We start from the raw sequence: 23,794 nt of genomic DNA on the forward strand, positions 1-23,794 counted from the left end.
CGCATGCAGGACGGCCCGCCCCCGCCGGCGGACGGGTCGGTACGCTGGGCCGCCGCCACCTGCCCCGCCGTCGCGAAGGACCACCGTGCAGCCGATCACCGACCGTCCGATCCGCTGGGGCGTGCTCGCCACCGGCGGCATCGCCAACTCCTTCGTCGAGGACCTGGCCGCCGTCCCCGGCGCCCAGGCCTTCGCCGTGGCCTCCCGCCGGGAGGAGTCCGCGCGGGCCTTCGCCGCACGGCACGGCATCCCCCGGGCGTACGGCAGTTGGCAGGAGCTCGCCAGCGACCCCGAGGTCGACGTGGTGTACGTGGCCACCCCGCACGCCGCGCACCACAGCGCGACGAAGCTGCTGCTGGAGGCGGGGAAGGCGGTGCTCTGCGAGAAGCCGTTCACGCTGAACGCCCAGCAGAGCGCCGAGCTGGTCGCGCTCGCCCGCAAGCGCGAGGTGTTCCTGATGGAGGCCATGTGGACCTACCTGGACCCGAACGTGCGCCGGATCACCGAGCTGGTCGCCGACGGCGCGATCGGTGAAGTCCGCTGCGTCCAGGCCGAGTTCGGCTTCGCCGCGACCACCGACCCGGCCCACCGGCTGTGGGACCCGGCCGCCGGCGGCGGCGCCCTGCTGGACCTCGGCGTCTACCCGGTCGCCTTCGCCCAGCTGCTGCTCGGCGAACCGGAGACCGTCCAGGCGCAGGCCCGCCTCACCGCGAGCGGAGTGGACGCGCACACCGCCGTCCTGCTCGGCCACCGCGGCGGCGCGACCGCCCTGCTGTCCTGCTCGCTCGACGCCCAGTGCGGCCAACGGGCCTCGGTCCAGGGCCGATCGGGACGCATCGAGATCGAGCGCGACTTCTTCCACCCGGCGTCCTTCACCCTGCACCGCGACGGCCGCTCACCCGAGACCTTCGCCGCCCCGCCCGCCGCCGGGCACGGCTACGGCCTGGAGGCCGCCGAGGTGGTGCGCTGCCTGCGGGCCGGCGCGACCGAGTCCCCCCTGGTGCCGCTGGACGGCACCCTCGCCGTGATGCGCACCCTCGACGCGGTGCGCGAGCGGATCGGGGTGCGCTACCCGGGCGAGTGATCGGACCGTCCGGGCTGCCCGATCGCCCGGAGCAGCACTTCGGCCAGGTGCAACGGCCGTGCGGACGGCTCCAGTTGGGTGAGCTGGGTGCGGCAGCTGAGGCCGTCCGCGAGCAGCAGGGTGTCCGGCGCGGCGGCGCGGACGGCGGGCAGCAGGGCGCGTTCGGCGGCGGCCACGGACACCTCGTAGTGGCCGCGTTCGAAGCCGAAGGCGCCCGCCAGGCCGCAGCAGCCGGCGTCGAGTTGCCGGTTGGCCAGGCCGAGGCGGGCGGTGAGGCGCTGGTCGGCGGCGGTGCCCAGGACGGCGTGCTGGTGGCAGTGCACCTGGGTCATCGCGGTGCCGGTCAGCTGCGGCAGGGCGACCTCCCGCTCGTCCAGGAACTCGGCCAAGGTGCGCACCCGGGACGGGAGTTCGGTGCCGTCGAGGAGTTTCGGCCAGTCGCCGCGGAGGGTGGCGGTGCAGGACGGTTCCAGGCCGATCACCGGCAGGTCGGGCGGCAGGTGGCGCACGGAGCGGCGGATCACCCGGCGGGCGGTGGCGAGTTGGCCGCTGGCGATCAGGGTGAGGCCGCAGCAGACCGGGCCGTCCGGCAGGCGGACCTGGAAGCCGAGGTGTTCCAGCACCCGCACGGCCGCCATCGCCGGTGCGGGGTCGAGGAGTTCGGACATCGAGTCGGGCCAGAGCAGGACCGCCGGGGCCGCCGGGTCGACGGGGTGGGCGGCGCGGTGGCTGCGGAACCAGGCGGTGAAGCGGCGCGGCGGGAGGGCAGGGAGGTCGCGTCGCGGGTCGATGCCGCCGAGGCGCTTGAGCAGCGCGCCGCTGACCCGGCCGCGCAGCGCGGCGTTCGCGGCGCGGGGCGCGAGGTGGGCCAGGCGCAGCCACAGCGGCAGCAGGCCGAGCGAGTAGTGGGCGGCCGGGCGGGGCCTGAACCGGTAGTGGTGGTACAGGAATTCGGACCGGTAGCCGGCCATGTCCACGTGCACGGGGCAGTCGCTGGCGCAGCCCTTGCAGCCGAGGCACAGGTCGAGTGCCTCGCGGACTTCCGGGGAGCGCCAGCCGTCCGTCACCAGGTCGCCGCGCAGCATCTCGCCGAGCAGCCGGGCGCGGCCTCGGGTGGAGTGGCGTTCCTCCTCGGTCACCATGTAGCTGGGGCACATCACCCCGCTGGTGGTGTCCACGCACTTGCCGACGCCGACGCAGCGGTGCACCGCGTTCAGCAGGCTGCCGCCGTCCTCGGGGTAGGCCAGGGTGAGCGGCAACTCCCGTCCGGGGAAGCGCAGATCGGCGTCCAGCGGGCGCGGGTCGACCAGCAGGCCGGGGTTGAGCAGGCCGTCCGGGTCCCAGATCTGCTTGTAGCGGGCGAACAGGTCGATCACCTGGGGCGGGAACATCCGGGGCAGCAGCTCGGCCCGGGCCTGACCGTCGCCGTGCTCGCCGGAGAGCGAACCGCCGTGCGCTGCCACCAGGTCCGCGGCCTCTTCGAGGAACTCCCGCATGGCGGGCGGTCGTTCGCGCACCGGGAAGTCGAGCCGCAGGTGCACGCACCCTTCGCCGAAGTGGCCGTAGGGGACGCCGCGCAGCCCGTGCCGTTTCAGCAGGGCCCGCAACTCCCGCAGGTAGGAGCCGAGTTGCTCGACCGGGACGGCCGAGTCCTCCCAGCCGGGCCAGGCCGCGCCGCCGGGCGTGCCGTCCGGGCCGGGTGGCAGCCGGGTGACGATGCCCGCGCCGGCCTCGCGGATCGACCACAGCGCGCGCTGCTCGGCCGGGTCGGTGACCAGCGCGACCGTCGCGGTGCGCTCCCGCCGTACGGCGTCGGCGAGTCGGCGGGCCCGGTCGACGGCCTCGGCGGCCGTGTCGCCGCCGGTCTCCAGGAACAGCCAGCAGGCTCCGTCCGGCATCCGGTCCAGGACGGGCGGGCGCGGTCCGGTCGCGAGCAGGGCGGCGACCAGGTCGGCGGCCATTCCCTCGCAGGTCAGCGGGCCGAGCGGGAGCAGCGCGGGCACCGCGTCGGCGGCGGCCGTCTCGTCCGGGTAGCCCGCCAGCACCAGGGCGCGGTGCGGGGGTTCGGGCACCAGGCGGACGGTGGCGCCGAGCAGCAGGGCGCACGTGCCCTCGGTGCCGGTGACGGCCCGCACCAGGTCGTAGCCGCGTTCCGGGAGCAGCGCGTCCAGCGGATAGCCCGAGCCGCGGCGCGGCAGGACCGGCATGGCGCGGCGCAGCAGTGCCAGGTTGTCGGCGGCGAGTGCCTGCAACTCCCGGTGCAGGCGGGCGAGTCGGCCGGGCCCGGCGGCGAGTGCGGCCCGCTCGGCGGGTGGCAGCGGGCCGGTGGCGGTGAGTTCGGTGCCGTCGGCGAGCAGCAGGTCGAGGCTGTGCAGGTTGTCGGAGGTGCGGCCCCAGGCGAGGGAGTGCGCGCCGCAGGCGTCGTTGCCGATCATCCCGCCGATCGTGCAGCGGCTGTGGGTGGACGGGTCCGGCCCGAACCTGAGGCCGAACGGCCGTGCGGCGCGCTGGAGTTCGTCGAGCACGGTGCCGGGTTCGACGCGTGCGGTGCGGGCCTGCGGGTCGATCTCCAGCACCCGTCCGAGGTGCCGCCGGTGGTCCAGCACCACTGCGTCGGGCCCGATCGCCTGCCCGCCGATGCTCGTCCCCGCTCCGCGTGCCACCACCGGCACCCCGTACTGCCGGCAGACCGCCAGCGCCGCCCGTACGTCGTCCGCGTCCGCCGGTTTCACCACTCCGCGCGGCACCTGCCGGTAGTTCGACGCGTCCTGTCCGTACACGGCCCGTTCGGCGATCCCGAAGCGCACCTCCCCGCGGACGGCGTCGGCGAGGGCGCGGGCGAGATCGGAGGCGGCCATCCCCCGATCATTCCAGCCGGGGGCGGCCGGCACCCGGCCTCCGCCCGAAAACGGCGGGTCGGGTTGGCGGGCGGTCGGCGGCCTCGTCGCCGCGGCGGGGCGCGCGCGGGCCGCCCTGCCGCGGCGTGGGCCTCAGTGTTCGCGGGCGATCGCGACCAGGGCCGCGTCGTCCAGGAGGCGGCCGCCGACGTGGGTGAGGAGGTCGTGGCGGAGGCGGTCGAGGAGGGCGTGGGGGGTGGCGGCGGTGAGGGCGGGGGCGCGGGTGGGGAGGGGGTAGAAGGCGTGGTCGTGGTCGCGGGCTTCGGTGACGCCGTCGGTGTAGAGGAGGAGGGTGCTGCCGGGCGGGAAGGCGAACTCCTCGGTGCGGCGGTCGGTGGCGGTGAGCTTGCCCATGCCGAGCGGGGGCCCGGGGTGCCGCAGCGGCAGCAGGCGGGCGTGGCCGGGGGTGAGCAGCAGGGGCAGCGGGTGTCCGCAGTGGGTGAGGCGGACGACGGGGTGGTGGTCGGGCAGGTCGAGGACGAGCGCGGTGACGAAGTTCTCGCGGGTCTCGTGGCCGGTGTCGGCGAGTTCGGCGAGGTGGCGCTGGTAGGAGGTTTCGAGCGCGTCGGCCAGCCGGGCCGGGTCCGCGTGCTGGTGGGCGAGTTCGCGGAACGCGCCGATGAGCGCGGCGGCGTCGCCGACGGCGTCCAGGCCCTTGCCGCGCACGTCGCCGATCAGCAGCCGGGTGGCGTCCTCGGTGCGGACGGCCGCGTACAGGTCGCCGCCGACGTTGGCTTCGTCGGCGGCGGCGAGGTAGCGGGTGGCGATCCGCAGCGGGCCGGCGTGTTCGGGCAGGGGGCGCAGCAGGACGCGTTGGACGGCGTCGGAGACGGTGCGGACCTGGGTGAGTTCGCGTCCGTGGCGTTCGCGGATCCGGCAGAACGCGACGACGACGGCGGTGACCAGGGCGAGCGCGGCGAGCTGGGCCAGGTGGTTGGCGGTGAGCAGGCCGCCGCGGCAGACCGCGATGACGATCTGCGCGGCGAGGGCGAGGGCGCCGACCAGGGCGGTGAGGCGGGTGCCGGCGAAGGAGGCGGTGATCGCGGGGGCGGCGACCAGCAGCGGGCCGAGGTGGATGGTCGGGGTGATCGAGACGTCGACGACGGTGATCAGCGTGATCAGGCTGAGCGGCAGCAGCACCAGCAGGTGTCCGGTGCGCCACTCGCTCCGCAGGTTCGCCAGACTCTGCCGCACTCCCACTCCACCACCATGCCTCCTGCCGGGGCCGCCCACGACCTGGTGGACGCTGCGTGCACGGGGTATGGCGCGGGGTGAGGGGCCGCCCCTACGATCACGCCATGACGTCCACCCCGAACCCGCCCGCCGCCACAACGACAGCCGGTGTCACCTCGGCGAAGGGCCTGGAGCCCGCCGAGGGCGAGCTGATCCTCGCCGAGCGGTTCGCGCCGTGGGTGCGGGCGTTGGGGTTGACGGTGGTGGAGACGGGTCCGCGGCACGCGGTGCTGCGGCTGCCGTGGTCGGACGGGCTGGCCCGGGACGGCGGCGGGTTGTCGGGCCAGGCGATGATGGCGGCGGCCGACACGGCGACGGTGGTCGCGGTGTCCTCCGCGCTGGGCGGTTTCGCGCCGATGACCACCGTCCAGCAGTCGATCACCTTCCAGCGGGCGGCCCGGGACACCGATCTGCTGGTGACGGCCCGGCTGACCAAGCTGGGCCGCCGGATCGCGTTCGCGGAGATCACCCTGGCCACGCCGGACGCCCCGCACGAGCCGGTCGCGCAGGCCACCACCGTCTACGCGTTCCCGGGCTGAGACCCCGGGCCGGGCCCGAGCCGCCCGCCGGGTGCCCGGCGATCCCGCACCTGCACACCCCTGTCGCGGCGGCCGTACCCGGCAGTAGCCTCCCGTCATCACTCTGTTCGCGATCATTCGCCCTGGAGGCTCCATGCGCCCGATTCCCAGCCGCCGCATGCTCGTTGCGGCCGCGCTCGCCGCTCTGACGCTCACCGGCGCGGCGACCGTCCCCGCTTCGGCGGCGCCGGGCGGGCAGCACGCCACCGCGTACTACCTGGCGCTCGGCGACTCGCTGGCGGCCGGCTACCAGTCGACCCCGACCGGCGGCCACGTCGTCGGCCGCGGCTACGCCCAGGACCTGGCGCGCACGCTGGGTGAGCGGGCGGCGGACGACCGCCGGCCGTTCGAGTTCACCGACCTGGGCTGCCCGGGCGAGACCACCGGCACCATGGCGAACGGCGGCTGCCCGTACCCGAATTCCTTCGACGGCTCCCAACTGGACGCCGCGGTCGCCTACTTGAAGGCGCACTGGAAGGACGAGGTGCTGGTGACGATCGACATCGGCGCCAACGACGTGCAGCGCTGCGCGGCGGGCGGCTCGCTGGACCTGCCGTGCGCGCTGAACGGCATCGAGCAGGTCCGCACCGGCCTGGACCGGATCCTCGGCGAGCTCCGGGCGGCGGCCGGCCCGCACACCCGGATCGTCGGCATGAACCTGTATGACCCGTTCCTCGCCGCCTGGATGACGGGCGCCCAGGGCGAGGCGATGGCCACCGCGTCGGTGCCGCTGGCCAACGCGCTCAACTCGGTGATCGAGACGGTGGACGCCCGCCACCGCGTCCCGACCGCCGACGTGGCGGGCGCGTTCGACACCAACTCCTTCGCGCCGCTGGTCCCGCTGGGCGGCCGGCAGGTGCCGCTGAATGTGGCCCGGGTCATGCAGTGGACCAACATGGCGCGCGGCGACATCCACGCGAACGACGCCGGCTACCAGGTGATCGCGGACGCGTTCCTCGCCAAGCTGCCCAAGCAGTACCTGCACTGACACCGCGCCGACGGCACCCGGCGGCACCGCGTCCCGACCACCCGGATCGGACGCGGTGCCGCCCGGGTCCCGCCGGGACGCTCAGCGGGCGGTGACGGCGGTGACGAACTCCGCGACGCGCTCCTGCGGCAGGTGGCGGGCGATGTCGGCCTCGCTGATCATGCCGACGAGTTTGTGGTCGGGGTGGTTGATCACCGGCAGCCGGCGCACCTGGTGCTCCTCCATCACCTCCAGCACCAGATCGGCCTCCTCGTTCTCCTCGACCACCATCGGGCGGCCGAAGGCGAGTTCGCCGCACCGGACGGTGCTGGGGTCGCGTCCGTCGGCGACGCACCTGAGCACGATGTCGCGGTCGGTGACGATGCCCATCAGCTTCTGGTCCTCGCCGCAGATCGGCAGTGCGCCGACGTCGCGTTCGCGCATGATCCGGGCGGCGTCGGCGAGGGTCTGCTCACCGGTGACGCACTCCGCTCCCGGGTGCATGATCTCTTTGGCGGTGGTCATGGCCGGACCTCCCGAGCTGGTTGTGTCCACTGGCCGTCTTCCATGCTGGCCCCGCCGCCGTCCCGCCCGCCACCCCGGGCACCGAACCTTGCCCCGCGCTCCGGCCCTGCGGTCACGCTGCGTGGCGCGGGGCCACGTTCAGCGGGCGCTCCGACCCTCCGACCTCGGCTCCGGGCGCGACCTGCGGCAGCTCCAACTGCTCGACATCCGGCGGCAGTTCGTCCTCCCCCTGCTCGCCGAGCCCCTCCGTCTCGGCGAGCTGCGCCGCGACCTCGGTGGCCTCGACGGCCTGCGCGGCGTTGCGCTCGGTCGAGCTCTCCAGGAAGCGCAGCAGCTCCACCGGGAACGGCAGCACCAGCGTGGAGTTCTTCTCCGCGGCGACCTCCACCACGGTCTGCAGCAGCCGCAGTTGCAGCGCCGCCGGGGTCGCGGCCATCACCTTCGCCGCCTCCGACAGGCGCGCGGACGCCTGGAACTCGCCGTCGGCGGTGATGATCCGGGCCCGCCGCTCCCGGTCCGCCTCCGCCTGCCGGGCCATCGAGCGCTTCATCGACTCGGGCAGCGCCACGTCCTTGATCTCGACCCGGTCGATCTGGATGCCCCAGCCCAGCGCGGGGCTGTCCAGCATCAGTTCCAGGCCCTGGTTGATCGGCTCGCGGTTGGCCAGCAGGTCGTCCAGCTCGCTCTTGCCGATGATCGACCGCAGCGAGGTCTGCGCGACCTGCGACATCGCGAAGGAGTAGTCCTGCACGTTGACGATCGCCTTCACCGGGTCGACCACCTTGAAGTACACCACCGCGTCCACCCGCACGGTCACGTTGTCCCGGGTGATGCCCTCCTGCGCGGGGATCGGCATCGTGATGATCTGCACGTTCACCCGCCGCAGCCGGTCGGCGATCGGCACGATCCTCACCAGCCCCGGCGCCCGCACCTCGTCCAGCACCCGCCCGAACCGGAACACCACCCCGAGCTGGTACTGCTGCACCATGCGCACGCTCAGGCCGGCGAACACCGCCAGCAGCAACAGCAGCGCAATCACCACGTCGACCACGATCATCGCCGTCACCTCGACCCGTACGGCACGCACACTCGTATTTCCACGCTACTCCGCGACCACCCGCCCGGGGCGCCGCCGAACGCGGCGGCCTCGCCCGCACCCTTCCCTGCCTCGACCTCCGCGCCTCCACGCCTCCACGCCTCCCCTGCCTCGGCCTCCGCGCCTCCGCTGCCGCAGCGCCCGGCGGCGGCTGCGCGCCCGTAGGATCGGGGCCATGGAACTGCCCTCCGTGCTGGTCGAACATGTCCACGGGCTGGCCGAATTGGACGAGTCGGTGATCGACTGCCGGGCCTGTCCGCGGCTGGTCGAGTGGCGTGAGCAGGCGGCCCGGGTGAAGCGCCGGGCGTTCCAGGGGCAGGAGTACTGGGCGCGCCCGGTTCCCGGTTTCGGCCCGGGCGACGCCCGGCTGGTGCTGGTCGGCCTCGCCCCCGCCGCGCACGGCGGGAACCGCACCGGCCGGATCTTCACCGGCGACCCGTCCGGCGACCTGCTGTACGCCTCGCTGCACCGTCTCGGCCTGGCCTCCCAACCGCACTCCACCTGGCGCGACGACGGCCTGGAGCTGTACGGGGTGCGCATCACGGACCCGGTTCGCTGCGCCCCGCCGGAGAACAGGCCGACCAACACCGAACGCGACACCTGCCGCCCGTGGATCGTCCGCGAGTTCCAGTACCTGCGTCCGACGATGCGCGCCGTGGTCGCCCTCGGCGGCTTCGCCTGGCAGGCGATCCTGCCGGCCCTGGCCGCCTCGGGCTGGCAAGTCCCGCGACCGCGACCGCAGTTCGGCCACGGCGCCCACGCCGTCCTCCCCGCCGCCGACGGCGGCCCCGCGCTGCACCTGTACGGCTGCTTCCACGTCAGCCCCCGCAACACCTACACCGGCCGCCTCACCCCGACCATGGTCGACGACCTCCTGCGCACCGCCGCCACCACGGCGGGCCTCGACCCGGCCGGGCCGGCGCCCGCCTGACGGCACACCGCCGGGCGCAGGCGACGGCCCACGGTTGCTCACGGGGCGCCCTGCCACCAGAATCCGAACGACCGAATCCTCCGGGGAGGCCTGATGCGGCAGTTGGGTACGGTGGCGCTGACCGGCGCGGCCGGGAACATCGGAACGGTCGCCCGCGCGGCACTCCGGGACCGGGCGTCACGGCTGGTCCTGCTCGACCGGGCGCCACTCCGGCCGGAGGCCGACCACGAGGAGGTCCGCACCGTCGACCTGCGTGACGCGGCCGCCGTCGAGGCCGCGCTCGCCGGCGTCGACCAGGTGCTCCACCTGGCCGGAATTCCCGACGAGGCCCCGCTGCCGGACCTGCTCGACGTGAACGTGCTCGGCACCCACCACGTGCTGGAGGCGGCGCGCCGCCTCGGCATCGGGCGGGTGGTGCTGGCCGGCAGCAACCGCGCGGCCGGCTTCTATCCCGTCGGGCACCTCACGGACCCGCAGGACCCGGTGCGCCCGGACGGCCTGTACGGCGTGAGCAAGGCGGCCGTCGAGGCCCTCGGGCGGCTCTACGCCGACAAGTTCGGGCTGTCGGTGATCTGCCTGCGCATCGGCAGTTTCGAGGCCGCGCCCACCGAGCCCCGCCACCTGGCGACCTGGCTCAGCCACCGCGACGCGATCGGTTTCCTGCACGCCGCCCTGACCGCCCCGCCCGCCGTCCGCTTCGCCGTCGCGTACGCCGTCTCCGCCAACTCCCGCCGCTTCTGGGCGCTGCCCGACCCGGCGGTGCTCGACTACACCCCGCTCGACGACGCCGAGCGGTACGCCGCCGGCATCCCGGGCGCGGACCGTCCCGCCGACCCCGCGTCTCCGCAGGCGGGCCCGTACGCGCTCCCCGAGTTCACCCTCCCCCACCTCGCCCCGTAGCGCCGCGTCACCGGATCCGCTTCGGCCGACGCGCCACCCTCCGCCGCATCCCGGCCAGCAACTCCCGTGCGAAACCGGCCTCCCCCACCTGTCGCCCGAACAGCACCCCGTACCCGAAGCCGCCGTCCGAGAGCCCCCGCACCGCCTCGCGGGCGACGATCGCGTCCTGGTGGCGGCCGAGGACGTCCTGCAGCACCTTCATCCGACGGGTGAAGCTGCCGGCGGCGGAGCGGCCGGCGGTCTCGCCGGCGTAGCGGGCGCGCTTGGCGGCTTTGCGGGCGTCGTGGAGGGCGTGTTCGCGGTCGGGGCCGTCGGGGGCGTGTTCGGCGGCCGCGAGGCGTTTGAGGGTACGGCGGTGTTCGTGGCGCAGGATGCGGGTGAGTTCGGGCCCGGCGGGCTTGGCCGCACGGGCGCTGAGCGGCGGGTCCTCGGCAAGGGCGGTGAGCGCGTCGAGCAGCTCACGGAAGCGCCGGCCGTCGAGTGCGGCAAGGACGGCGGTGCGGCCTTCGCGGGCCTCCCGGCTGCTCCAGGTGGCGAGTTCGGCGAGGACGCGTTCGCGGTCGCCGCCGTCGGGGAGTTCGCGGGCCTGCCCGAGCAGGCGTTCGCCCAGCACTTCGGCGTCCCGGGCGCGGCCGAGGGTGCGGCCGAGTCGGCGCAGTTCGTCCTCAAGCCCGGTGTGGTCGCCCGACAGGTGGCGGCGGTGGGTGCGCAGGACGCTGCGCAGCCGGCGGGCGGCGACGCGCATCTGGTGCACGGCGTCGGGCCGGTCGGCGCGGGCGTCGCTCTCCAGTGCGACCAGCTTCGCAGTCTGCTCGCGCAGGCGTGCGGTGAGGACGTCCCCCGCGCTGCCGTCGATCCGGTGTGCCACGTTCGCCACCCGTCCTTCCGTGCTGCCCAGGGTAGGCCGCCGGCCGGGGTCCGAGCGCGGTGCCGCGCCGGGGCGGGTGGGAGTGCCAGACCTCAACTTCCGTTCTCCACAACGACAATCCCACTACTGGACGTGTTCTCCCCTGCACAGCACACCGGACGCCCGGCCCGCCGCGTGGTGCGGCAGCGGCCGGGCGTCCGGGAGGCGTGCTGTCAGGGCAGCGCGGGTGCCGAGCAGCCGTGGCGTTCGGCGGAGTGCCGGGCGAACGCGGCGAGGGCGTCCCGTGCCGGGGCGTCCATCGTTTCGAGGCGGTTCCCCAGGTACACGGCCGTGCCGCCGGGACACTTCGCGGTCGCCCAGCCGAGGTTGCCGGCAGTCCCCGGTCCGGTCTCCGCCCGGTCCAGGCCGGCGCCCTGTTTGGCCTGGTAGTCGAACGGAGGGTAGTAGGCGGACAGCCGCAGCCCCACGGTCTTGGCATCGTCGGGCAGCAGGACCGCGCAGTCCTCGATCGGTGCGGTGCCGTCGGCCGGGCTCTCGCGGACCTGCCCGGCGACCCCGGCGCAGGTGCCGGTCGCCTTTCCGGGCGGGGCGGTCACGATGTCCGACAGGCCCGGCACCTGCTCGATCCTTCCGCCGAGCGTGGCGCCGCAGGCCCAGATGTCGTTGGCCCGCTGCGCGATACGGGCACCGATCCGGCCCAGCCGGGCACGCTGCTCGGCCGACGCGAAGTCGTCCACAGGGCCTTCGGCCCGCGTCGTCGGGTCGGCGGTCAGGCCGACGATCAGCTGCCGGCCGGCTTCCTTCCCGGTGCAGGACAGCGCCAGCACCAGGTCTCCCCGGCCGTCCGCCCTGGCCGACATCACCCCCGCCCACCCGGCGCCGACGGGCACCACCGGCACCCCCTCCGACCAGACCGCGCGGGTACGCCCGAGCCGGGCCATGGCGCTGGACGCCCGGGGTACGTCCCAAGCGACGCTGACCAGGAGCGACCCGTGCCGGTCGGGCGTCGCCAGCCCGCAGTTGGCGAGCCACCCGACCGGGGATATCTCGTACCCGCGCAACCGTCCTGCCCCGCCGAGCAGGTCCTTCATTTCGGCGGTGTCCAGCGTTCCCGCACACAGCCCCTGCAGCGAACGCCCGTCCTGCCACCGGTCGTACCCGCCGCCGTAGTACCACCCGGCCGGCACCCCCACCACGAGCAGCACCACCCCGAACCACGCCCACCGCCGCCGCCGATCCCGCCCCACCACCACCGGCCGCCCCGGCGGCCTCGGCGGTGCAGCAGGCCTCGGCGGGACGGGTGCGCCGAACTGTTCAGCCGTCATGAGTGGCCCCCGTGGCGCGTTGCGGGGTCTCACTCCTGCTCGGCGGGCTGCCCTGCGGCAGCTCCGTTGCCCTGCGGATCCCCGCCGTAAGCCGCGATTCCCCCATGCTCCCCCCACGTTCACTACTGCGAGTCGCCGCTCCGATCTCCCCCGTGACGACTCGGTCAGTACCCTACCAATTTCCGAACACAGGATCGACAACGAGTGACGGCGTGCGGACTCAGCGCCCACGGCGCGACTCGGCCCGGAGGTCAGCTGCCGCAGGGGTCATGGGCGTGGGGCGGCCAGGCTGTCGAGGTGGCGGCGCAGGACGGCGCAGAGGTCGTCGGGGGCGACCAGGAGGGGGTGTTGGACGGCTTGGAGGGTGAGGCCGTCGAGGAGGGCGGAGAGGCGGCGGGTTTCGAGGCGGAGGTCGAGGCCGGGGGCGAGGGCGCCGGCGCGGTGGGTCTCGGTGAGGACGCGGTGGATCAGATCGTCGAGGCCGGCCTGCAGCTCGGCGAGGCGGCCGCGCAGTTCGGGGCGGGTGCGGGCGGCGGTGACGAAGGACAGCCAGACGGCGGATTCCTCGCGGCGCGCGGCGTCCAACGGGAGTGTCTCGGCGAGGAGTTGGACGGTTCGCTCGCGCCGGTCGCCGGTCGCGGCGGGGTCGAGCAGGGCGGCGGCGTGGGTGCGGATCCGGGACTCGATGCGGCGGGCCAGCTCCCCCATGGCGAAGATCATCAGCTCGGAGCTGCCGGCGAAGTAGTGCCGCACCGAGCCGATCGCCAGCCCGGCCTCATCGGCGACGTTGCGCAGCGAGGCGTGTTCGAGCCCTTCCCGCGCGGCGACGCGCAGTACGGCGTCGGCGACGGTCTGGCGGCGCTCCACGGGGTCCACGATCTTCGGCATGTTGCCGTTATAGCACGGGCGCGCTAAATTGCGTTTTGGCACATCCGAGCTAAATAAAACTCCAGGGGGAACGGCACGATGCGCGGATGGTTGATCGCGATCCTGATCGCGGCGGTGGTCGTCGTGGTGGTGGTCCGGCGGCTGCGCGGCGAACCGCTCAACGCGCGGGACCTGTTCGCGCCGCCGGTGGTGCTCACGGCGCTCGGCGCCTGGGCGCTGTGGCAGCGCCACGACCTGCGCGCGGCCGACTGGGCCTGGATCGCGGCGGGCACGGTGCTCGGCCTCGCGACGGGAGCGCTGCGCGGCGCGACCGTGCGGGTAGAGGCGCGCGCGGGCGTGCTCCACCAGCGGTACACCGGCTGGACGTTCCTGGTGGCCGCGCTGTCGCTGGGGCTGATGGCCGGGTTCGCGTTCCTCGCCGAGCACGCGGGGCTGCCGGCCGACGCCCGCCCGGTCCAACTGTCCATCGGCGTCGGCTTCCTGGGCGAGGCCCTGGTCGTGGGATGGCGCGGGCTCACCTCCGGCACCCCGTTCGCCCCGGAGCGCAGCGGCCTCTCCGACCTCCTCGACTCCGACCGCCTGCGCCGCTGAGCCCCCACGCACCCCAGGCACCCCGGGCGCCCGCCGCACGCCGTCAATCCACCACCCACCGCACTACCCCGCGAACGCGGGTTCGCACACCCCGACCGCCCCCAACCCCCGCCCGGCCCGCCCACCGGCGGGCCGGGCATCGCGGCGGCCCCCCGGCCCGCGCTCCCTACCGTGGAAGCATGCCGACCAGCTCCGCCCCCTCCCCCGCGCCGTCCGCCGTGAGCCACTGCGCCGCCGTCGCGCCGGGCGCCCTGCCGCTGCTCGGGCACGCGCACCGACTGCTGCGCGGATCGGCGGAGTACCTGGCCTCGCTGCACGTGCACGGCGACCTGGTGGCGGTGCGGCTCGGGACGACGACCGCCCAGGTGCCGTGCCACCCCGACCTGTTGAACCAGGTGCTGGCCGACCACCGGCTGTTCGACAAGGGCGGCCTGTTCTACGACCGGGCCCGGGACGTGGCCGGCAACGGCCTGGTCAGCTGCCCGCACCGCGACCACCGGCACCATCGCCGAATCGTCCAGTCCGCCTTCCGCCGACCGCAGTTGAAGCGGTACACGCAGGCCATGCAGGCCGAGATCGCCTCCGCCACCGGCGGTTGGCGATCGGGCCAGGTGATCGACGCCTTCCCGACCTTCTACGGGATCGCGCTGCGCACCCTGGCCCGGACGCTCTACTCGACGGCGATCGACGCGCACTCGGCGCGCGGCATGGAGCGGTCCTTCGACACCGTCCTGAACGGGCTGTTCCGGCAGATGTTCCTGCCCGCGCCGATCCGCCGGCTGCCCCTGCCGGCCAACCGGCGCTACCGCCACGAGCTGGCCCGCCTCCACGACGCGACCCGCCGGTTGATCGCCGCCCACCGCACCACCGCTGCCACAGAAGCCCCGAACGGCGGCGACCCCGCCCCCGAACCCGACCTACTGACCGCCCTGCTCGCCGCCCGCGACGAGGACGGCGCCCGCCTCACCGACGCCGAGGTGCACGACCAGGTGATCACCCTCCTCGCGGCGGGCACCGAGACCGTCGCGGCCACGCTCACCTGGGCGCTGTGGCGGCTGTACCAGCACCCGGCGGCGGCCGAGCAGGTACGGGCCGAGCTGGCCCGGGCGCTGCCGGACGGGCGCGCGCCGGGCTGGGCGGACCTGCCGGAGCTGGGCGCCGTCGACCGGGTGGTGACGGAGACGCTGCGCCTGCACCCGCCGGGCTGGCTGTTCACCCGGCTGACCACCGCGCCCACCGTGCTGGCGGGCCGGGCCCTGCCGGCCGGCAGCACGGTGGTGTTCTCCCCGGCGGCGGCGTCCCGGCACCCGGCCGCGTTCGTCGCGCCCGCCCAGTTCGACCCGGACCGCTGGCGGCCGGAGCGGATCACCCCGGCCGCCCGGCAGGCGTTCCTGGCGTTCGGGACGGGCGCCCGCAAGTGCGTGGGCGACCTGTTCGCCCGCGCCGAGTGCGTGCTCGCGCTGGCCACCGTGCTCTCCCGCCACCGCCTCGTCCCGGAGCCGGACGCCGACCTGCGCCCGGTCCCGCTGGCCACCGTGCTGCGCCCGCGCCGCCTGCACCTGCGGATCGCCGCACCGTAGGCCGGCCTCCGAACACCTGCGGCTCGCCACGCAAGGAGCCCGACGCGTCGCCGCCCAAGGAGCCCAACGCGTCGCCGCGCCGCCTGCACCTGCGGATCGCCGCACCGTGAACCCAACGCTTCGCCGCACCCCTCAACGCCCGCCGCCCCCACGCGGGTTGCCCTGCCGCCCCGCCTTCGCCTCCAGCTCCGCGCAGGCCCGCACCACCTCCGCCCGGCCCTGCCGGGTGGCGCCGGTGAGGGCGCCCAGCACGCGGCGGGTGCGTTCCTGTTCGAGGCGGATCGCCGTGCGGTGGCGGATCCAGGCGCGGGCGACGGTGGCCGCCGCGCTCGCCGCGCCGAGTACGGTCAGCACCACCGGTTCGCCGGTGTCGAACACTCCCATGGTCGGTCTCCCCGCTCGTGAGAAGGATGGGCCGGACGGCCGGATTCCAGGCTCTTGCGGGGCGTCAATTTCCCACTAGGCTACGGAAATTCGGGGAAATCACGGCCGCCGGACCAAGTGGGGGGACATGCCAGCGGGGCGTCCGCCGAAGGACGAGCAGGAGCACTACCCGGAGCTGCTGGAGTTGGCGTCCTGGTTCCGGCAGGCGCTGGTGAGCGCCGGCTACGGCACGCCGAACGCCTTCGTCCGGACCGGTTTCGCGGGCAAGGCGGCGGTGTACGGCGTGCACAACGCCTCCCGGCTGCTGACGCTGGAGTTCACCAAGGCGCTGGCCACCGCGCTGGGCCGGGACCCGGCCGAGGTGGTGCCGATCTGGACCCGGGCGAAGGACGCCAGGGACCGCGCCACCGCCGCCGAGCAGCAGTCCACCCGGCCGCGGCTGACGTCCTGGTCCGAACTCCCGCTGCCCGCCCTGGCGTTGCGCAACCTGCTGGAGGCGCAGTCCCGTTCGGCCGACCGCCTGCCGTACGACGTGCTGGACGTCAAGGAGCCTCCGCTGTCCGCGATCTACGTGCGGCAGCAGATGCGGGCGGCGCAGCCGCCGTCGCGGGAGAGCGGCGGCGCGCACGGCACGCCCGCGACCGACCCGGAGGGTTCGCACACCCACGCGCCCTCGCCGGAGCGGGACACCGTGCTGCCGCTCAGCGAGATCTTCGAGCGGCCGGGGCACCTGCTCGTCACGGGCGAGCCGGGTTCCGGCAAGTCCACCCTGACCAACCATCTGACCTGGCTGCTGGCCCGGATCTGGCTGCGGCAGGAGAGCAGTCTGGCCGCCCCGGCGACCGAGCCGCTGGTGCCGGTGCGGATCGCCGCCCGCGCGCTGGTGGAGCACGCGGGTTCGTGGAGCGCCGCGCTGTGCCACGCGGCGAAGGACAGCATGGGGCACAGCCTGGTGGCGGAGGCCGATCCGGGCCTGTTCACCGGCCGGGTGCAGGGCGCGCAGTGGCTGGTGATGGTCGACGGGTTGGACGAGATCACCGACCGGCAGGCCCGGGCGCAGCTGATCCGGGTGATCGCGCAGCATGCCCGTTCGGACGGCGCGCACCGGTTCCTGGTGACGACCCGGCCGCTGCCGGAGATCGAGCTGACGCCGTTGCGCGGGGCCGCGTTCAGCTCGTACCGGATGGAGCCGTTCAGCCGGGCGGAGCTGCGCAGCTTCGCCACCCAGTGGTTCCGCGCGCAGGACCGGGACGCGGCGGAGACGGAGGCCGCGGCGTCGCGTTTCCTGCGGGAGACCGAGGACGGCCGGTTGAGCGAACTGGTGCAGAATCCGCTGCTGGCGACGATCGCGGCGGTCAGCGCCACCGTCGATCCGCACCGTCCGCTCCCGGCGAACCGGTTGAGTCTGTACCAGCTGTTCCACGACCACCTGGTGAGCCGCAGCGCGGGCCGGGACGGGCGGGACGGGGAGCTGGCGGGCTGGGTGCGGCAGGTCCGGCAGCAGTTGGTGGGGGCGCTGGCCCGGCACCGGATCGAGAACGACGGGTCGTTGGAGGCCGCCGCCCGCGGGTGGGTGCGCGAGCACCGGCCGGCGGATCTGGAGCTGTCGGGCCGGTGGGAGGCGGAGCTGCGGCATCTGCTGCTCGGCACCGGTCTGCTCGTCCCGCAGGGCGACGACCTGCGGTTCCTGCACCACTCGTTCGCCGAGTTCCTGGCGGCGCGGTCCTACGCGGAGGAGATTCCGCCGGATTTCCCGGAGTTGGCCCACTGGGCGGCGAAGGGCCTGGGCGAGGCCGAGCACACCCTGGTCCTGTTCACCCTGTGCCTGTGGGCGGAGCGGCCGGACTGCGACGCCGATCTGATCGTCGACCACCTGCTGTGCCGGACGATCGACGACGAGGACCCGGTGAATCTGGCCGGCCTGCTGGTCGCCGAGGGCGTGCGGGTGAGCGAGCCGATGTGGTCGAGGATCCTGCGGCGGCTCCAGGCGGCCGTCCGCAGCAACCACCTGGACGACGCGGAGCTGCGGGACACCTTCGCCACGCTGTCCGCGTTGGCGGACCGGCCGGGGACGGCGGAGCGGCTGCGCGTCCTGGCGGCGAGCCGGATCCTGTCGGTGGCCCAGCGTCTGGGCGCGCTGGAGGCGTTGAGCCGGGTGTGCGCGCCGTCCGAGGCCGAGGAGCTGCTCGCGGACATCCTGCCCGGCGCCTACAACATGCTGCCGGCCGCCGCCCGGGTCGCGCTGGCCATCAGTGCGAGGGCCCAGCAGGCGGTGGTGGACCGCACCCGCACGGTCCGGGAGGGGATCCGGGCCGACACCTGGGAGACGGCGGTCGCCGCCGAGGCGCTGGAGGTCCTCGGCCGGGCGGAGGAGGTCGCGCAGCTGGCCCGCGAGGTGCTCGCCGACGCGTCGGCGCGCAAGGACGACCTCCAGCGGGTGGCCCGGGCCTGGCTCAAGGCCTCGCAGGGCCGGTGTGCCGACGAGCTCGCGGAGCTGGCGCTGCGCCGGCCCGCGTTCGACCACAGCGGCCTCGACATCCTGACGCAGACGCTGGAGGAGACCGGGGAGCCGGCCGTGGCCGCCCGCCTCGCCGAGCACACCCTGCGCGGCGGGCGGGCCCCGGCGCGTCCGTTGAAGACCGCGGCGGACGTCTGGGTCCGGGTGCACGGCAGGGAGCGGCCGGAGGTGGTGCTGGACGCGCTGAAGCAGGCCACCACCGCGGCCGGCCGGCCGCCGTACCTGGCGGCCTGGCTGACCCGGGCGGCGGCCGAGGCCGGGCAGACCCGGCTGGCGGTGGAATGGGCCCGGGAGGTCCTCTCGCTGCCCGACCGGCCCACCTGGGAGACCTACCTGGTGGTCGGCGTCTGGCTGGCCGCCGAGGGCTGCGCCGCGGCGCCCGCCATCATGGCGCTGCTGCACCAGGGCGAGCAGCTGCTGGCGTCCGAACGGCCGCGCTGCGCCCGCGAGTTCCTCGACGCGGGGGCGAACGCCGAGGCCGCCGTGCTGGCCGCGCTCGCGCTGCGGACGCCGTTCTGGGTGCAGTCGTACTACGAGGACGCCGCCAAGGTGCTGCTCAAGGCCCGTCCCGCCGAGTTCGCCGCGCTGGTGGAGCAGTTCCTGGGCGAGCACACCGAGCTCGACATCGTCTGGGTGTCCGGCGTGCTGTCGGCCATGGAGTCCTCGATCGGCGCCCACGCTCCGCTCGCGGGAGCCCTCGCGGAGCGGCTGCTCGCCGACCCGGCGGCCACCGGGACGCAGATCGCCGATGCCCTCGCCGCCCTGATCGAGGTCAAGGGCCTGGACTTCCTGCCCACCGCGATCGAGACCGTCAAGACCCGCACCCACCTGTCGGTGTCGAACATCCGCGTCCTGGCCCGGGCGATGGCCTGCTTCGGCCACCGCGAGGCCGCCCTCGAATGCTGGCGGCACGCGATGGAGGTGCTGTGGCTGCCGAGCGAACAGGAGTGGGAGCTGCTGAACGACGTCCTCGCCGCCGACGCCGGCCCGGAGGCGGCGTCCTGGCTGCGCGAGCTGATCGCCCGCCCGGGCATCGGCGAGCAGGCCCGGCTGCGCCTGCGGCAGATGCTGGCCTGGCTCGGCCCGGCACTCGAACCGGACCCGCACTGAACTCCCGCTCCGGACAACGGAGTTCGTCAGCCGATCGGCCGCCGGATCCGGGCGGTGCCCGCCGCCAGATCGATGCCGGTGCGGGGCGGCGCGCCGTCGTGCTCGTCGTCGCGCAGCACCAGTTCGATCCGGCGCTGCTCCAGCTGCACCCGCTTGCCCGCGTACAGCAGCGCGTGCAGCTCCTCGCCCGCCTGCGCCCCGACGCCGCGCTCGCCGCCCGTCGGACCGGCCCAGCGGGCCGCCGCCCGCCGCGCCGCCGAGGCCGCGAACCCCGCCAGCACCAGCGCCGCCGGGAACACCAGACTGCCCATCACCGCCACCAGAGCCACCATGTCGGGCTCAACTCCCGGGCCTGCCTGGGTGGTTCCCGCAGGACCGGTCGGCCGGTCCGAGTGCCCGGTGGGCGAGCCACAGCTCGTGCACGGCGGTCGGCGAGCGCAGCAGGGCGCAGTCGAGCAGCGTCTCGATCCGGCCGAGGCGCTTGCGGACGGCCGTCTCCGAGAGGCCCAACTCCCGTGCGGTGGGCGCGATGCGGGCGTCGTGTCCGAGCCAGCGGGCGAGGGTGTGGGCGAGCCGGGGCGGGGCGTCGGCCGCGTGCAGCGGGTGCAGTCGGCGGCGGGCCCACGCGCGCACTTCCGGCCTGCTCAGAATGTCTTCAATGCCATTTCTCTGCACGACATTTGACGGGCCGTCAGTAACGGTCTTCAATGCCAGGTCGAGTGCGGCCCGGTCGCCCAGTCGGTGCGGGTCGAGACCGAGGAGCCGGTGGAGGTGGGCGAGGCGGGCGGCCAGCGTGTTGCGGTGGATGCCGAGGCGGGCGGCGGCGTCGGCGGGGCGGTGCAGCCAGGCGGCGGCGGTGGCGAGCAGGGCGGGGCCGTCCGGGTCCTGCGGGCGGGCGGCGCGGTGGGCGTGCAGCGGGGCGAGCAGCGCGCCGGCCCAGTGGGCCGCGGCCGGTCCGAGGACGGCGGCCAGGTCGCCGGGCGGGGTGTGGGCGGCGCGGCGTTCGGGGTGTCGCCGGGCGGCGGCGAGGGCGTCCAGGGCCTGGCGGTGGGCGGTGGGGGTGGCGCCCAGCGGGAGGGGTTCGCTGATGCCGACGTGGCAGGTGTCGGCGACGGCGGGGTGGTGCAGCCAGCCGGCCGGTCGGCGGGCGCCGGTGGCGGCTTCGAGTACGAGGGTGCGGGCGGCGCCGGGTTCGCGTCCGACCCAGGCGGCTTCGGCGGCGGCCCATTCGGCGGCTTCCCGGCGGGCGGCGGCGGGCCCTTCGACGGCGTACAGCCGTACGGTGTCGGGCAGTTCGCGGCGCAGGGTGCGGGCGAGCCGCCGGGCGACGGCGCTCTGGCCGTCCAGCAGCAGGTGCAGGACGGCTTCGCGGGCGCCGGTGTCGGCGCGTCGTGCCCGGTGGGCCTGGCGGCGGCCGTGTTCGGCGTCCCAGGTGAGGCCGAGGACGGAGGCGGCGTCGGCGAGCAGCAGGGGCAGCTCGGGCGGGGCGGGTCGCGGGGCGACGGCGGCGAGGACGGGCGGGCGGGTGCCGGGGCGGCCGGGCAGGGTGACGACCAGGCAGGTCAGGGCGGACTGGCCGACGGAGGCGGAGCCGGCGAGCCGGGTGCGGGCTTCGCGGACGGCGCTGCGGGCGAGGGCGCGTTCGGCGGCGCCGACGGGGGCGGGCGGCGGGCAGGCGTCGGCGCCGGTGGGGTGGAGCAGCAGGACGTCGCCGCGGGTGCGGGCGGCGAGTCGGCGCAGGACGGCGGTGGTGCCGCCGCGGCGGCCGGCGGCCTGGAGGTCGAGTATGTCGTCGGCGCGGCGCAGCCGTTGGAGGGTGCGGGCGGCGGGCGGGGGCGTCTCGCGCATGTCGCTTCCCCCGAGTGACATCCGTGGTCGATTCGTGCCCAGGCTATCCGCGCCGCGAGCCGAAGATCAACACGCTCGGTGTGCAGTTCGACACCGTCCGGGCGGGTTCACCGGGCATCTCCGCACCTGGTGCGCCGTGGTGTCCGCCCTAGGTTGGCCGGGCACCGCACCCAGCAGTTCCGATCTGGAGGATCCATGACTCGCAGGACCGGCCTCGGCCGTCTGCTCACCGCCGCCGGCGCCGTCACCGCGCTGACCGTCTCGCTCGCGCTGGTCTCGACGGGCTCCGCCTCGGCCGCCAGTGACTTCCAGGGGAACCTGAAGAACAACGCCACCAACGGGTGCCTGGCCACCGACGGCGGCGGCGACGGCAACGGCCTCCCGGCGATCCAGTGGTCGTGCAACGGCAACAACGACCAGATGTGGACGTTCGAGAACACCGGCGGCGGCGCGTACGAGATCGTGAACCGCTGGGGCCTGTGCCTGGAGGCACCGGGCTGGACGACCGCGGCGGGCGCGCAGCTCGGCCAGTGGGAGTGCCACGGCGGCGCGAACCAGACGTTCTACATCGACAACTACATGATCGACAGCTCGAACATGCGGTTCCGGAACAAGAACTCGAACCTGTGCGTGAGCGTGCAGGGCGGCAGCACCGCGTACCGCGCCCCGATCATCCAGTGGTACTGCAACGACGCGGCCGACCAGCGCTGGCACGTCTGACGGCCGGTCCGTCAACTCCCCCATGGCGGCTGCCACTTCCGTCCGTCCACCGCTCCGGGACGGGGCCGCGATATTGCGTTGTACACCGTAGAAGGATTCCTCTACGGTGTACAACGCATCGTCGTGCTCGCCGCAATTGCTCTGGGGGTCCCCCTTGTCACAACCGCTTGTTCCCGCACCCGCCCCGCACCCGCGCCGCTGGGTGATCCTCGCGGTGGTGTGCCTGGCCACCCTGGTGGTCCTGCTGGACAACACCGTGCTGAACGTGGCGATCCCCTCGCTGACCGAGGAGTTGGGCGCGGGCACGGCCGACATCCAGTGGATGATCAACGCCTACTCGCTGGTGCAGTCCGGGCTGCTGCTGACGGCCGGCAGCCTGGCCGACCGGTACGGGCGCAAGCGCGCCCTGCTGGTCGGGCTCGCGCTGTTCGGCATCGGCTCCGCCCTCGCCGCCTTCGCCCAGTCCACCGGCCAGCTGATCGCCGCCCGGGCCGGCATGGGCATCGGCGGCGCCCTGCTGATGACCACCACCCTCGCCGTGGTGATGCAGGTCTTCCAGGGCGACGAGGTGCCCAAGGCGATCGGCATCTGGGGCGCCGTCAGCTCGCTGGGCTTCGCGGGCGGCCCGCTGCTCGGCGGCGTGCTGCTGGGGCACTTCTGGTGGGGCTCGATCTTCCTGATCAACCTTCCGGTCGCGCTGATCGGCCTGGTCGCCGTGGCCCGCCTGCTGCCGGAGAGCCGCGACCCGGCCGGCCGCCGGCCCGACCTCCCGGGCGCGGTGCTGTCCACCATCGGCATGGTCGGCGTGGTGTTCGCGATCATCTCCGGCCCGGCGGACGGCTGGGGCTCGGGCAAGGTGCTGCTGTCGGCGGCGGTCGGCCTGGCCGCGCTGGCCGCCTTCGTGGCCTGGGAGCTGCGCACCCCGACGCCGATGCTCGACATGGGCTTCTTCCGCAACCGCCGGTTCAACGGCGCGGCGGCGGGCGGCGTCCTGGTCGCCTTCGGCATGGCGGGCTCGCTGTTCCTGCTCACCCAGCACCTCCAACTGGTGCTCGGCTACGAGCCGTTGGAGGCCGGCCTGCGGATGACCCCGCTGGCGCTGGTGATCGTGCTGCTCAACCTGACCGGCGTCGGCGCCCGGCTGCTGCCGAAGCTCGGCTTCGCGGGGGCGGTCGCCCTCGGCATGGCGCTGCTCGCCGGCGGCCTGGCGCTGATCGCCGTCACGGGCTCCTCGCACGGCTACGGCAGCCTGCTCGCGGGCCTGCTGCTGATGGGCGGCGGCATCGCGGTCGCCAACCCGGCGATGGCCTCGGCCCTGATGGGCGCGATCCCGCCGGAGCGGGCGGGCGCGGGCGCGGGCGTGCAGGGCACGGCCGCCGAGTTCGGCGGCGGCCTCGGCGTGGCCGTGCTGGGCGCCGTGCTCGGCTCGCGCTTCGCGGCGGGCCTGCCCGAGCAGGTGCCGGCCTCGGCCGCCAAGTCGCTGCCGGAGGCGCTGGCCGTGACGCCCGACGAGGGCGTCCGGGCGGCGGTGCGGACGGCGTTCGCGGACGGGCTGACGTCCAGCCAGCTGATCGGCGCGGCCGCGATCCTGCTCGGCGGCCTGGTCTCGGCGGCCCTGCTGCACCGCGCCGAGCAACCAGCCGCTCCCGCTCCGGCCGCCGGTCCGGAGCCCTCACCTGCGGCGACGTCGCACTGAACCCCCGGGCCCGCGCACCTCGCGCGGGCCCGACCGCGTACCGTGGAGGCCCGTC

At 74.9% G+C, this 23,794-nt stretch carries 20 protein-coding genes; 10 read left to right on the forward strand and 10 right to left on the reverse strand.

Features of this window, described 5'->3' with window-relative positions:
* The first annotated feature begins 85 nt into the window (after positions 1–85).
* A complete protein-coding gene (locus ACWEMJ_RS18280) occupies positions 86–1,084 on the forward strand; it encodes a Gfo/Idh/MocA family protein (protein ID WP_452138080.1) in 999 nt (332 codons plus the stop codon).
* Here the strand turns inward: ACWEMJ_RS18280 and ACWEMJ_RS18285 are convergent.
* Complete coding sequence (locus tag ACWEMJ_RS18285) at positions 1,069–3,942, reverse strand: FAD-binding and (Fe-S)-binding domain-containing protein (RefSeq protein ID WP_452138081.1); 2,874 nt, start codon at positions 3,940–3,942, stop codon at positions 1,069–1,071. The two genes, ACWEMJ_RS18280 and ACWEMJ_RS18285, sit on opposite strands and share 16 nt — an antisense overlap.
* 132 nt (positions 3,943–4,074) lie before the next feature.
* Positions 4,075–5,175, reverse strand: coding sequence for a PP2C family protein-serine/threonine phosphatase (locus tag ACWEMJ_RS18290; protein WP_452138082.1), 1,101 nt, complete (start codon positions 5,173–5,175; stop codon positions 4,075–4,077).
* A 104-nt stretch (positions 5,176–5,279) separates the two neighbouring features.
* Between ACWEMJ_RS18290 and ACWEMJ_RS18295 the strand changes: the two genes are divergently transcribed.
* Positions 5,280–5,753 (forward strand): PaaI family thioesterase, encoded by a 474-nt coding sequence (locus ACWEMJ_RS18295; RefSeq protein ID WP_452138083.1) that lies wholly within the window; start codon positions 5,280–5,282, stop codon positions 5,751–5,753.
* 133 nt (positions 5,754–5,886) lie between these two features.
* Positions 5,887–6,780, forward strand: coding sequence for an SGNH/GDSL hydrolase family protein (locus ACWEMJ_RS18300; RefSeq protein WP_452138084.1), 894 nt, complete (start codon positions 5,887–5,889; stop codon positions 6,778–6,780).
* Between the two features lie 81 nt (positions 6,781–6,861).
* On the opposite strand, the gene ACWEMJ_RS18305 is transcribed toward ACWEMJ_RS18300, so the two are convergent.
* Both ACWEMJ_RS18305 and ACWEMJ_RS18310 read right to left on the reverse strand, forming a co-directional pair.
* Entirely contained in the window at positions 6,862–7,284 is a 423-nt protein-coding gene (locus ACWEMJ_RS18305; RefSeq protein WP_452138085.1) for a CBS domain-containing protein, read from the reverse strand.
* A gap of 112 nt (positions 7,285–7,396) precedes the next feature.
* Entirely contained in the window at positions 7,397–8,272 is an 876-nt protein-coding gene (locus ACWEMJ_RS18310) for a slipin family protein (RefSeq protein ID WP_452138104.1), read from the reverse strand.
* A 283-nt stretch (positions 8,273–8,555) separates the two neighbouring features.
* On the opposite strand from ACWEMJ_RS18310, the gene ACWEMJ_RS18315 reads away from it, so the two are divergent.
* Together ACWEMJ_RS18315 and ACWEMJ_RS18320 are read left to right on the forward strand one after the other, a co-directional pair.
* Positions 8,556–9,311 (forward strand): uracil-DNA glycosylase, encoded by a 756-nt coding sequence (locus ACWEMJ_RS18315; protein WP_452138086.1) that lies wholly within the window; start codon positions 8,556–8,558, stop codon positions 9,309–9,311.
* 93 nt (positions 9,312–9,404) lie between these two features.
* Positions 9,405–10,211, forward strand: coding sequence for an NAD-dependent epimerase/dehydratase family protein (locus ACWEMJ_RS18320; protein WP_452138087.1), 807 nt, complete (start codon positions 9,405–9,407; stop codon positions 10,209–10,211).
* Between the two features lie 7 nt (positions 10,212–10,218).
* Here the strand turns inward: ACWEMJ_RS18320 and ACWEMJ_RS18325 are convergent, their stop codons facing one another.
* The 3 genes from ACWEMJ_RS18325 to ACWEMJ_RS18335 form a co-directional block, all read right to left on the reverse strand.
* Positions 10,219–11,088, reverse strand: a complete 870-nt coding sequence (locus ACWEMJ_RS18325) for a CHAD domain-containing protein (protein ID WP_452138088.1) — start codon at positions 11,086–11,088, stop codon at positions 10,219–10,221.
* 203 nt (positions 11,089–11,291) lie between these two features.
* Positions 11,292–12,404, reverse strand: coding sequence for a hypothetical protein (locus ACWEMJ_RS18330; RefSeq protein ID WP_452138089.1), 1,113 nt, complete (start codon positions 12,402–12,404; stop codon positions 11,292–11,294).
* Positions 12,405–12,671: 267 nt separating this feature from the next.
* Entirely contained in the window at positions 12,672–13,292 is a 621-nt protein-coding gene (locus ACWEMJ_RS18335; RefSeq protein ID WP_452138090.1) for a TetR/AcrR family transcriptional regulator, read from the reverse strand.
* 78 nt (positions 13,293–13,370) lie between these two features.
* On the opposite strand from ACWEMJ_RS18335, the gene ACWEMJ_RS18340 reads away from it, so the two are divergent.
* Positions 13,371–13,883, forward strand: a complete 513-nt coding sequence (locus ACWEMJ_RS18340; protein ID WP_452138091.1) for a DUF1453 domain-containing protein — start codon at positions 13,371–13,373, stop codon at positions 13,881–13,883.
* Between the two features lie 179 nt (positions 13,884–14,062).
* Entirely contained in the window at positions 14,063–15,463 is a 1,401-nt protein-coding gene (locus ACWEMJ_RS18345; RefSeq protein WP_452138092.1) for a cytochrome P450, read from the forward strand.
* A gap of 132 nt (positions 15,464–15,595) precedes the next feature.
* On the opposite strand, the gene ACWEMJ_RS18350 is transcribed toward ACWEMJ_RS18345, so the two are convergent.
* Positions 15,596–15,847, reverse strand: coding sequence for a hypothetical protein (locus ACWEMJ_RS18350; protein WP_452138093.1), 252 nt, complete (start codon positions 15,845–15,847; stop codon positions 15,596–15,598).
* Between the two features lie 127 nt (positions 15,848–15,974).
* Between ACWEMJ_RS18350 and ACWEMJ_RS18355 the strand changes: the two genes are divergently transcribed.
* Positions 15,975–19,475 (forward strand): NACHT domain-containing protein, encoded by a 3,501-nt coding sequence (locus ACWEMJ_RS18355; protein ID WP_452138094.1) that lies wholly within the window; start codon positions 15,975–15,977, stop codon positions 19,473–19,475.
* 26 nt (positions 19,476–19,501) lie between these two features.
* Here the strand turns inward: ACWEMJ_RS18355 and ACWEMJ_RS18360 are convergent, their stop codons facing one another.
* Positions 19,502–19,807 (reverse strand): DUF6191 domain-containing protein, encoded by a 306-nt coding sequence (locus ACWEMJ_RS18360; RefSeq protein WP_452138095.1) that lies wholly within the window; start codon positions 19,805–19,807, stop codon positions 19,502–19,504.
* Positions 19,808–19,814: 7 nt separating this feature from the next.
* On the reverse strand, positions 19,815–21,323 hold the full coding sequence (locus tag ACWEMJ_RS18365; RefSeq protein ID WP_452138096.1) for a helix-turn-helix domain-containing protein: 1,509 nt from the start codon (positions 21,321–21,323) through the stop codon (positions 19,815–19,817).
* Between the two features lie 195 nt (positions 21,324–21,518).
* Between ACWEMJ_RS18365 and ACWEMJ_RS18370 the strand changes: the two genes are divergently transcribed.
* Together ACWEMJ_RS18370 and ACWEMJ_RS18375 are read left to right on the forward strand one after the other, a co-directional pair.
* Positions 21,519–22,043 (forward strand): RICIN domain-containing protein, encoded by a 525-nt coding sequence (locus ACWEMJ_RS18370; protein ID WP_452138097.1) that lies wholly within the window; start codon positions 21,519–21,521, stop codon positions 22,041–22,043.
* A gap of 154 nt (positions 22,044–22,197) precedes the next feature.
* The gene (locus tag ACWEMJ_RS18375; protein ID WP_452138098.1) at positions 22,198–23,739 is read left to right on the forward strand and encodes an MFS transporter; all 1,542 of its coding nucleotides are present in this window, start codon (positions 22,198–22,200) and stop codon (positions 23,737–23,739) included.
* The last annotated feature ends 55 nt before the right edge of the window (positions 23,740–23,794 follow it).

The organism is Kitasatospora sp. NPDC004531 (assembly GCF_053602195.1).

Excerpts from the sequence above, each read along its gene's own strand:
- ACWEMJ_RS18285 (WP_452138081.1), bottom strand. The coding sequence starts at position 3,942 with ATGGCCGCCTCCGATCTCGCCCGCGCCCTCGCCGACGCCGTCCGCGGG.
- ACWEMJ_RS18295 (WP_452138083.1), top strand. The coding sequence starts at position 5,280 with ATGACGTCCACCCCGAACCCGCCCGCCGCCACAACGACAGCCGGTGTC.
- ACWEMJ_RS18300 (WP_452138084.1), top strand. The coding sequence starts at position 5,887 with ATGCGCCCGATTCCCAGCCGCCGCATGCTCGTTGCGGCCGCGCTCGCC.
- ACWEMJ_RS18305 (WP_452138085.1), bottom strand. The coding sequence starts at position 7,284 with ATGACCACCGCCAAAGAGATCATGCACCCGGGAGCGGAGTGCGTCACC.
- ACWEMJ_RS18310 (WP_452138104.1), bottom strand. The coding sequence starts at position 8,272 with ATGGTGCAGCAGTACCAGCTCGGGGTGGTGTTCCGGTTCGGGCGGGTG.
- ACWEMJ_RS18315 (WP_452138086.1), top strand. The coding sequence starts at position 8,556 with ATGGAACTGCCCTCCGTGCTGGTCGAACATGTCCACGGGCTGGCCGAA.
- ACWEMJ_RS18320 (WP_452138087.1), top strand. The coding sequence starts at position 9,405 with ATGCGGCAGTTGGGTACGGTGGCGCTGACCGGCGCGGCCGGGAACATC.
- ACWEMJ_RS18330 (WP_452138089.1), bottom strand. The coding sequence starts at position 12,404 with ATGACGGCTGAACAGTTCGGCGCACCCGTCCCGCCGAGGCCTGCTGCA.
- ACWEMJ_RS18335 (WP_452138090.1), bottom strand. The coding sequence starts at position 13,292 with ATGCCGAAGATCGTGGACCCCGTGGAGCGCCGCCAGACCGTCGCCGAC.
- ACWEMJ_RS18340 (WP_452138091.1), top strand. The coding sequence starts at position 13,371 with ATGCGCGGATGGTTGATCGCGATCCTGATCGCGGCGGTGGTCGTCGTG.
- ACWEMJ_RS18345 (WP_452138092.1), top strand. The coding sequence starts at position 14,063 with ATGCCGACCAGCTCCGCCCCCTCCCCCGCGCCGTCCGCCGTGAGCCAC.
- ACWEMJ_RS18350 (WP_452138093.1), bottom strand. The coding sequence starts at position 15,847 with ATGGGAGTGTTCGACACCGGCGAACCGGTGGTGCTGACCGTACTCGGC.
- ACWEMJ_RS18355 (WP_452138094.1), top strand. The coding sequence starts at position 15,975 with ATGCCAGCGGGGCGTCCGCCGAAGGACGAGCAGGAGCACTACCCGGAG.
- ACWEMJ_RS18360 (WP_452138095.1), bottom strand. The coding sequence starts at position 19,807 with ATGGTGGCTCTGGTGGCGGTGATGGGCAGTCTGGTGTTCCCGGCGGCG.
- ACWEMJ_RS18365 (WP_452138096.1), bottom strand. The coding sequence starts at position 21,323 with ATGCGCGAGACGCCCCCGCCCGCCGCCCGCACCCTCCAACGGCTGCGC.
- ACWEMJ_RS18370 (WP_452138097.1), top strand. The coding sequence starts at position 21,519 with ATGACTCGCAGGACCGGCCTCGGCCGTCTGCTCACCGCCGCCGGCGCC.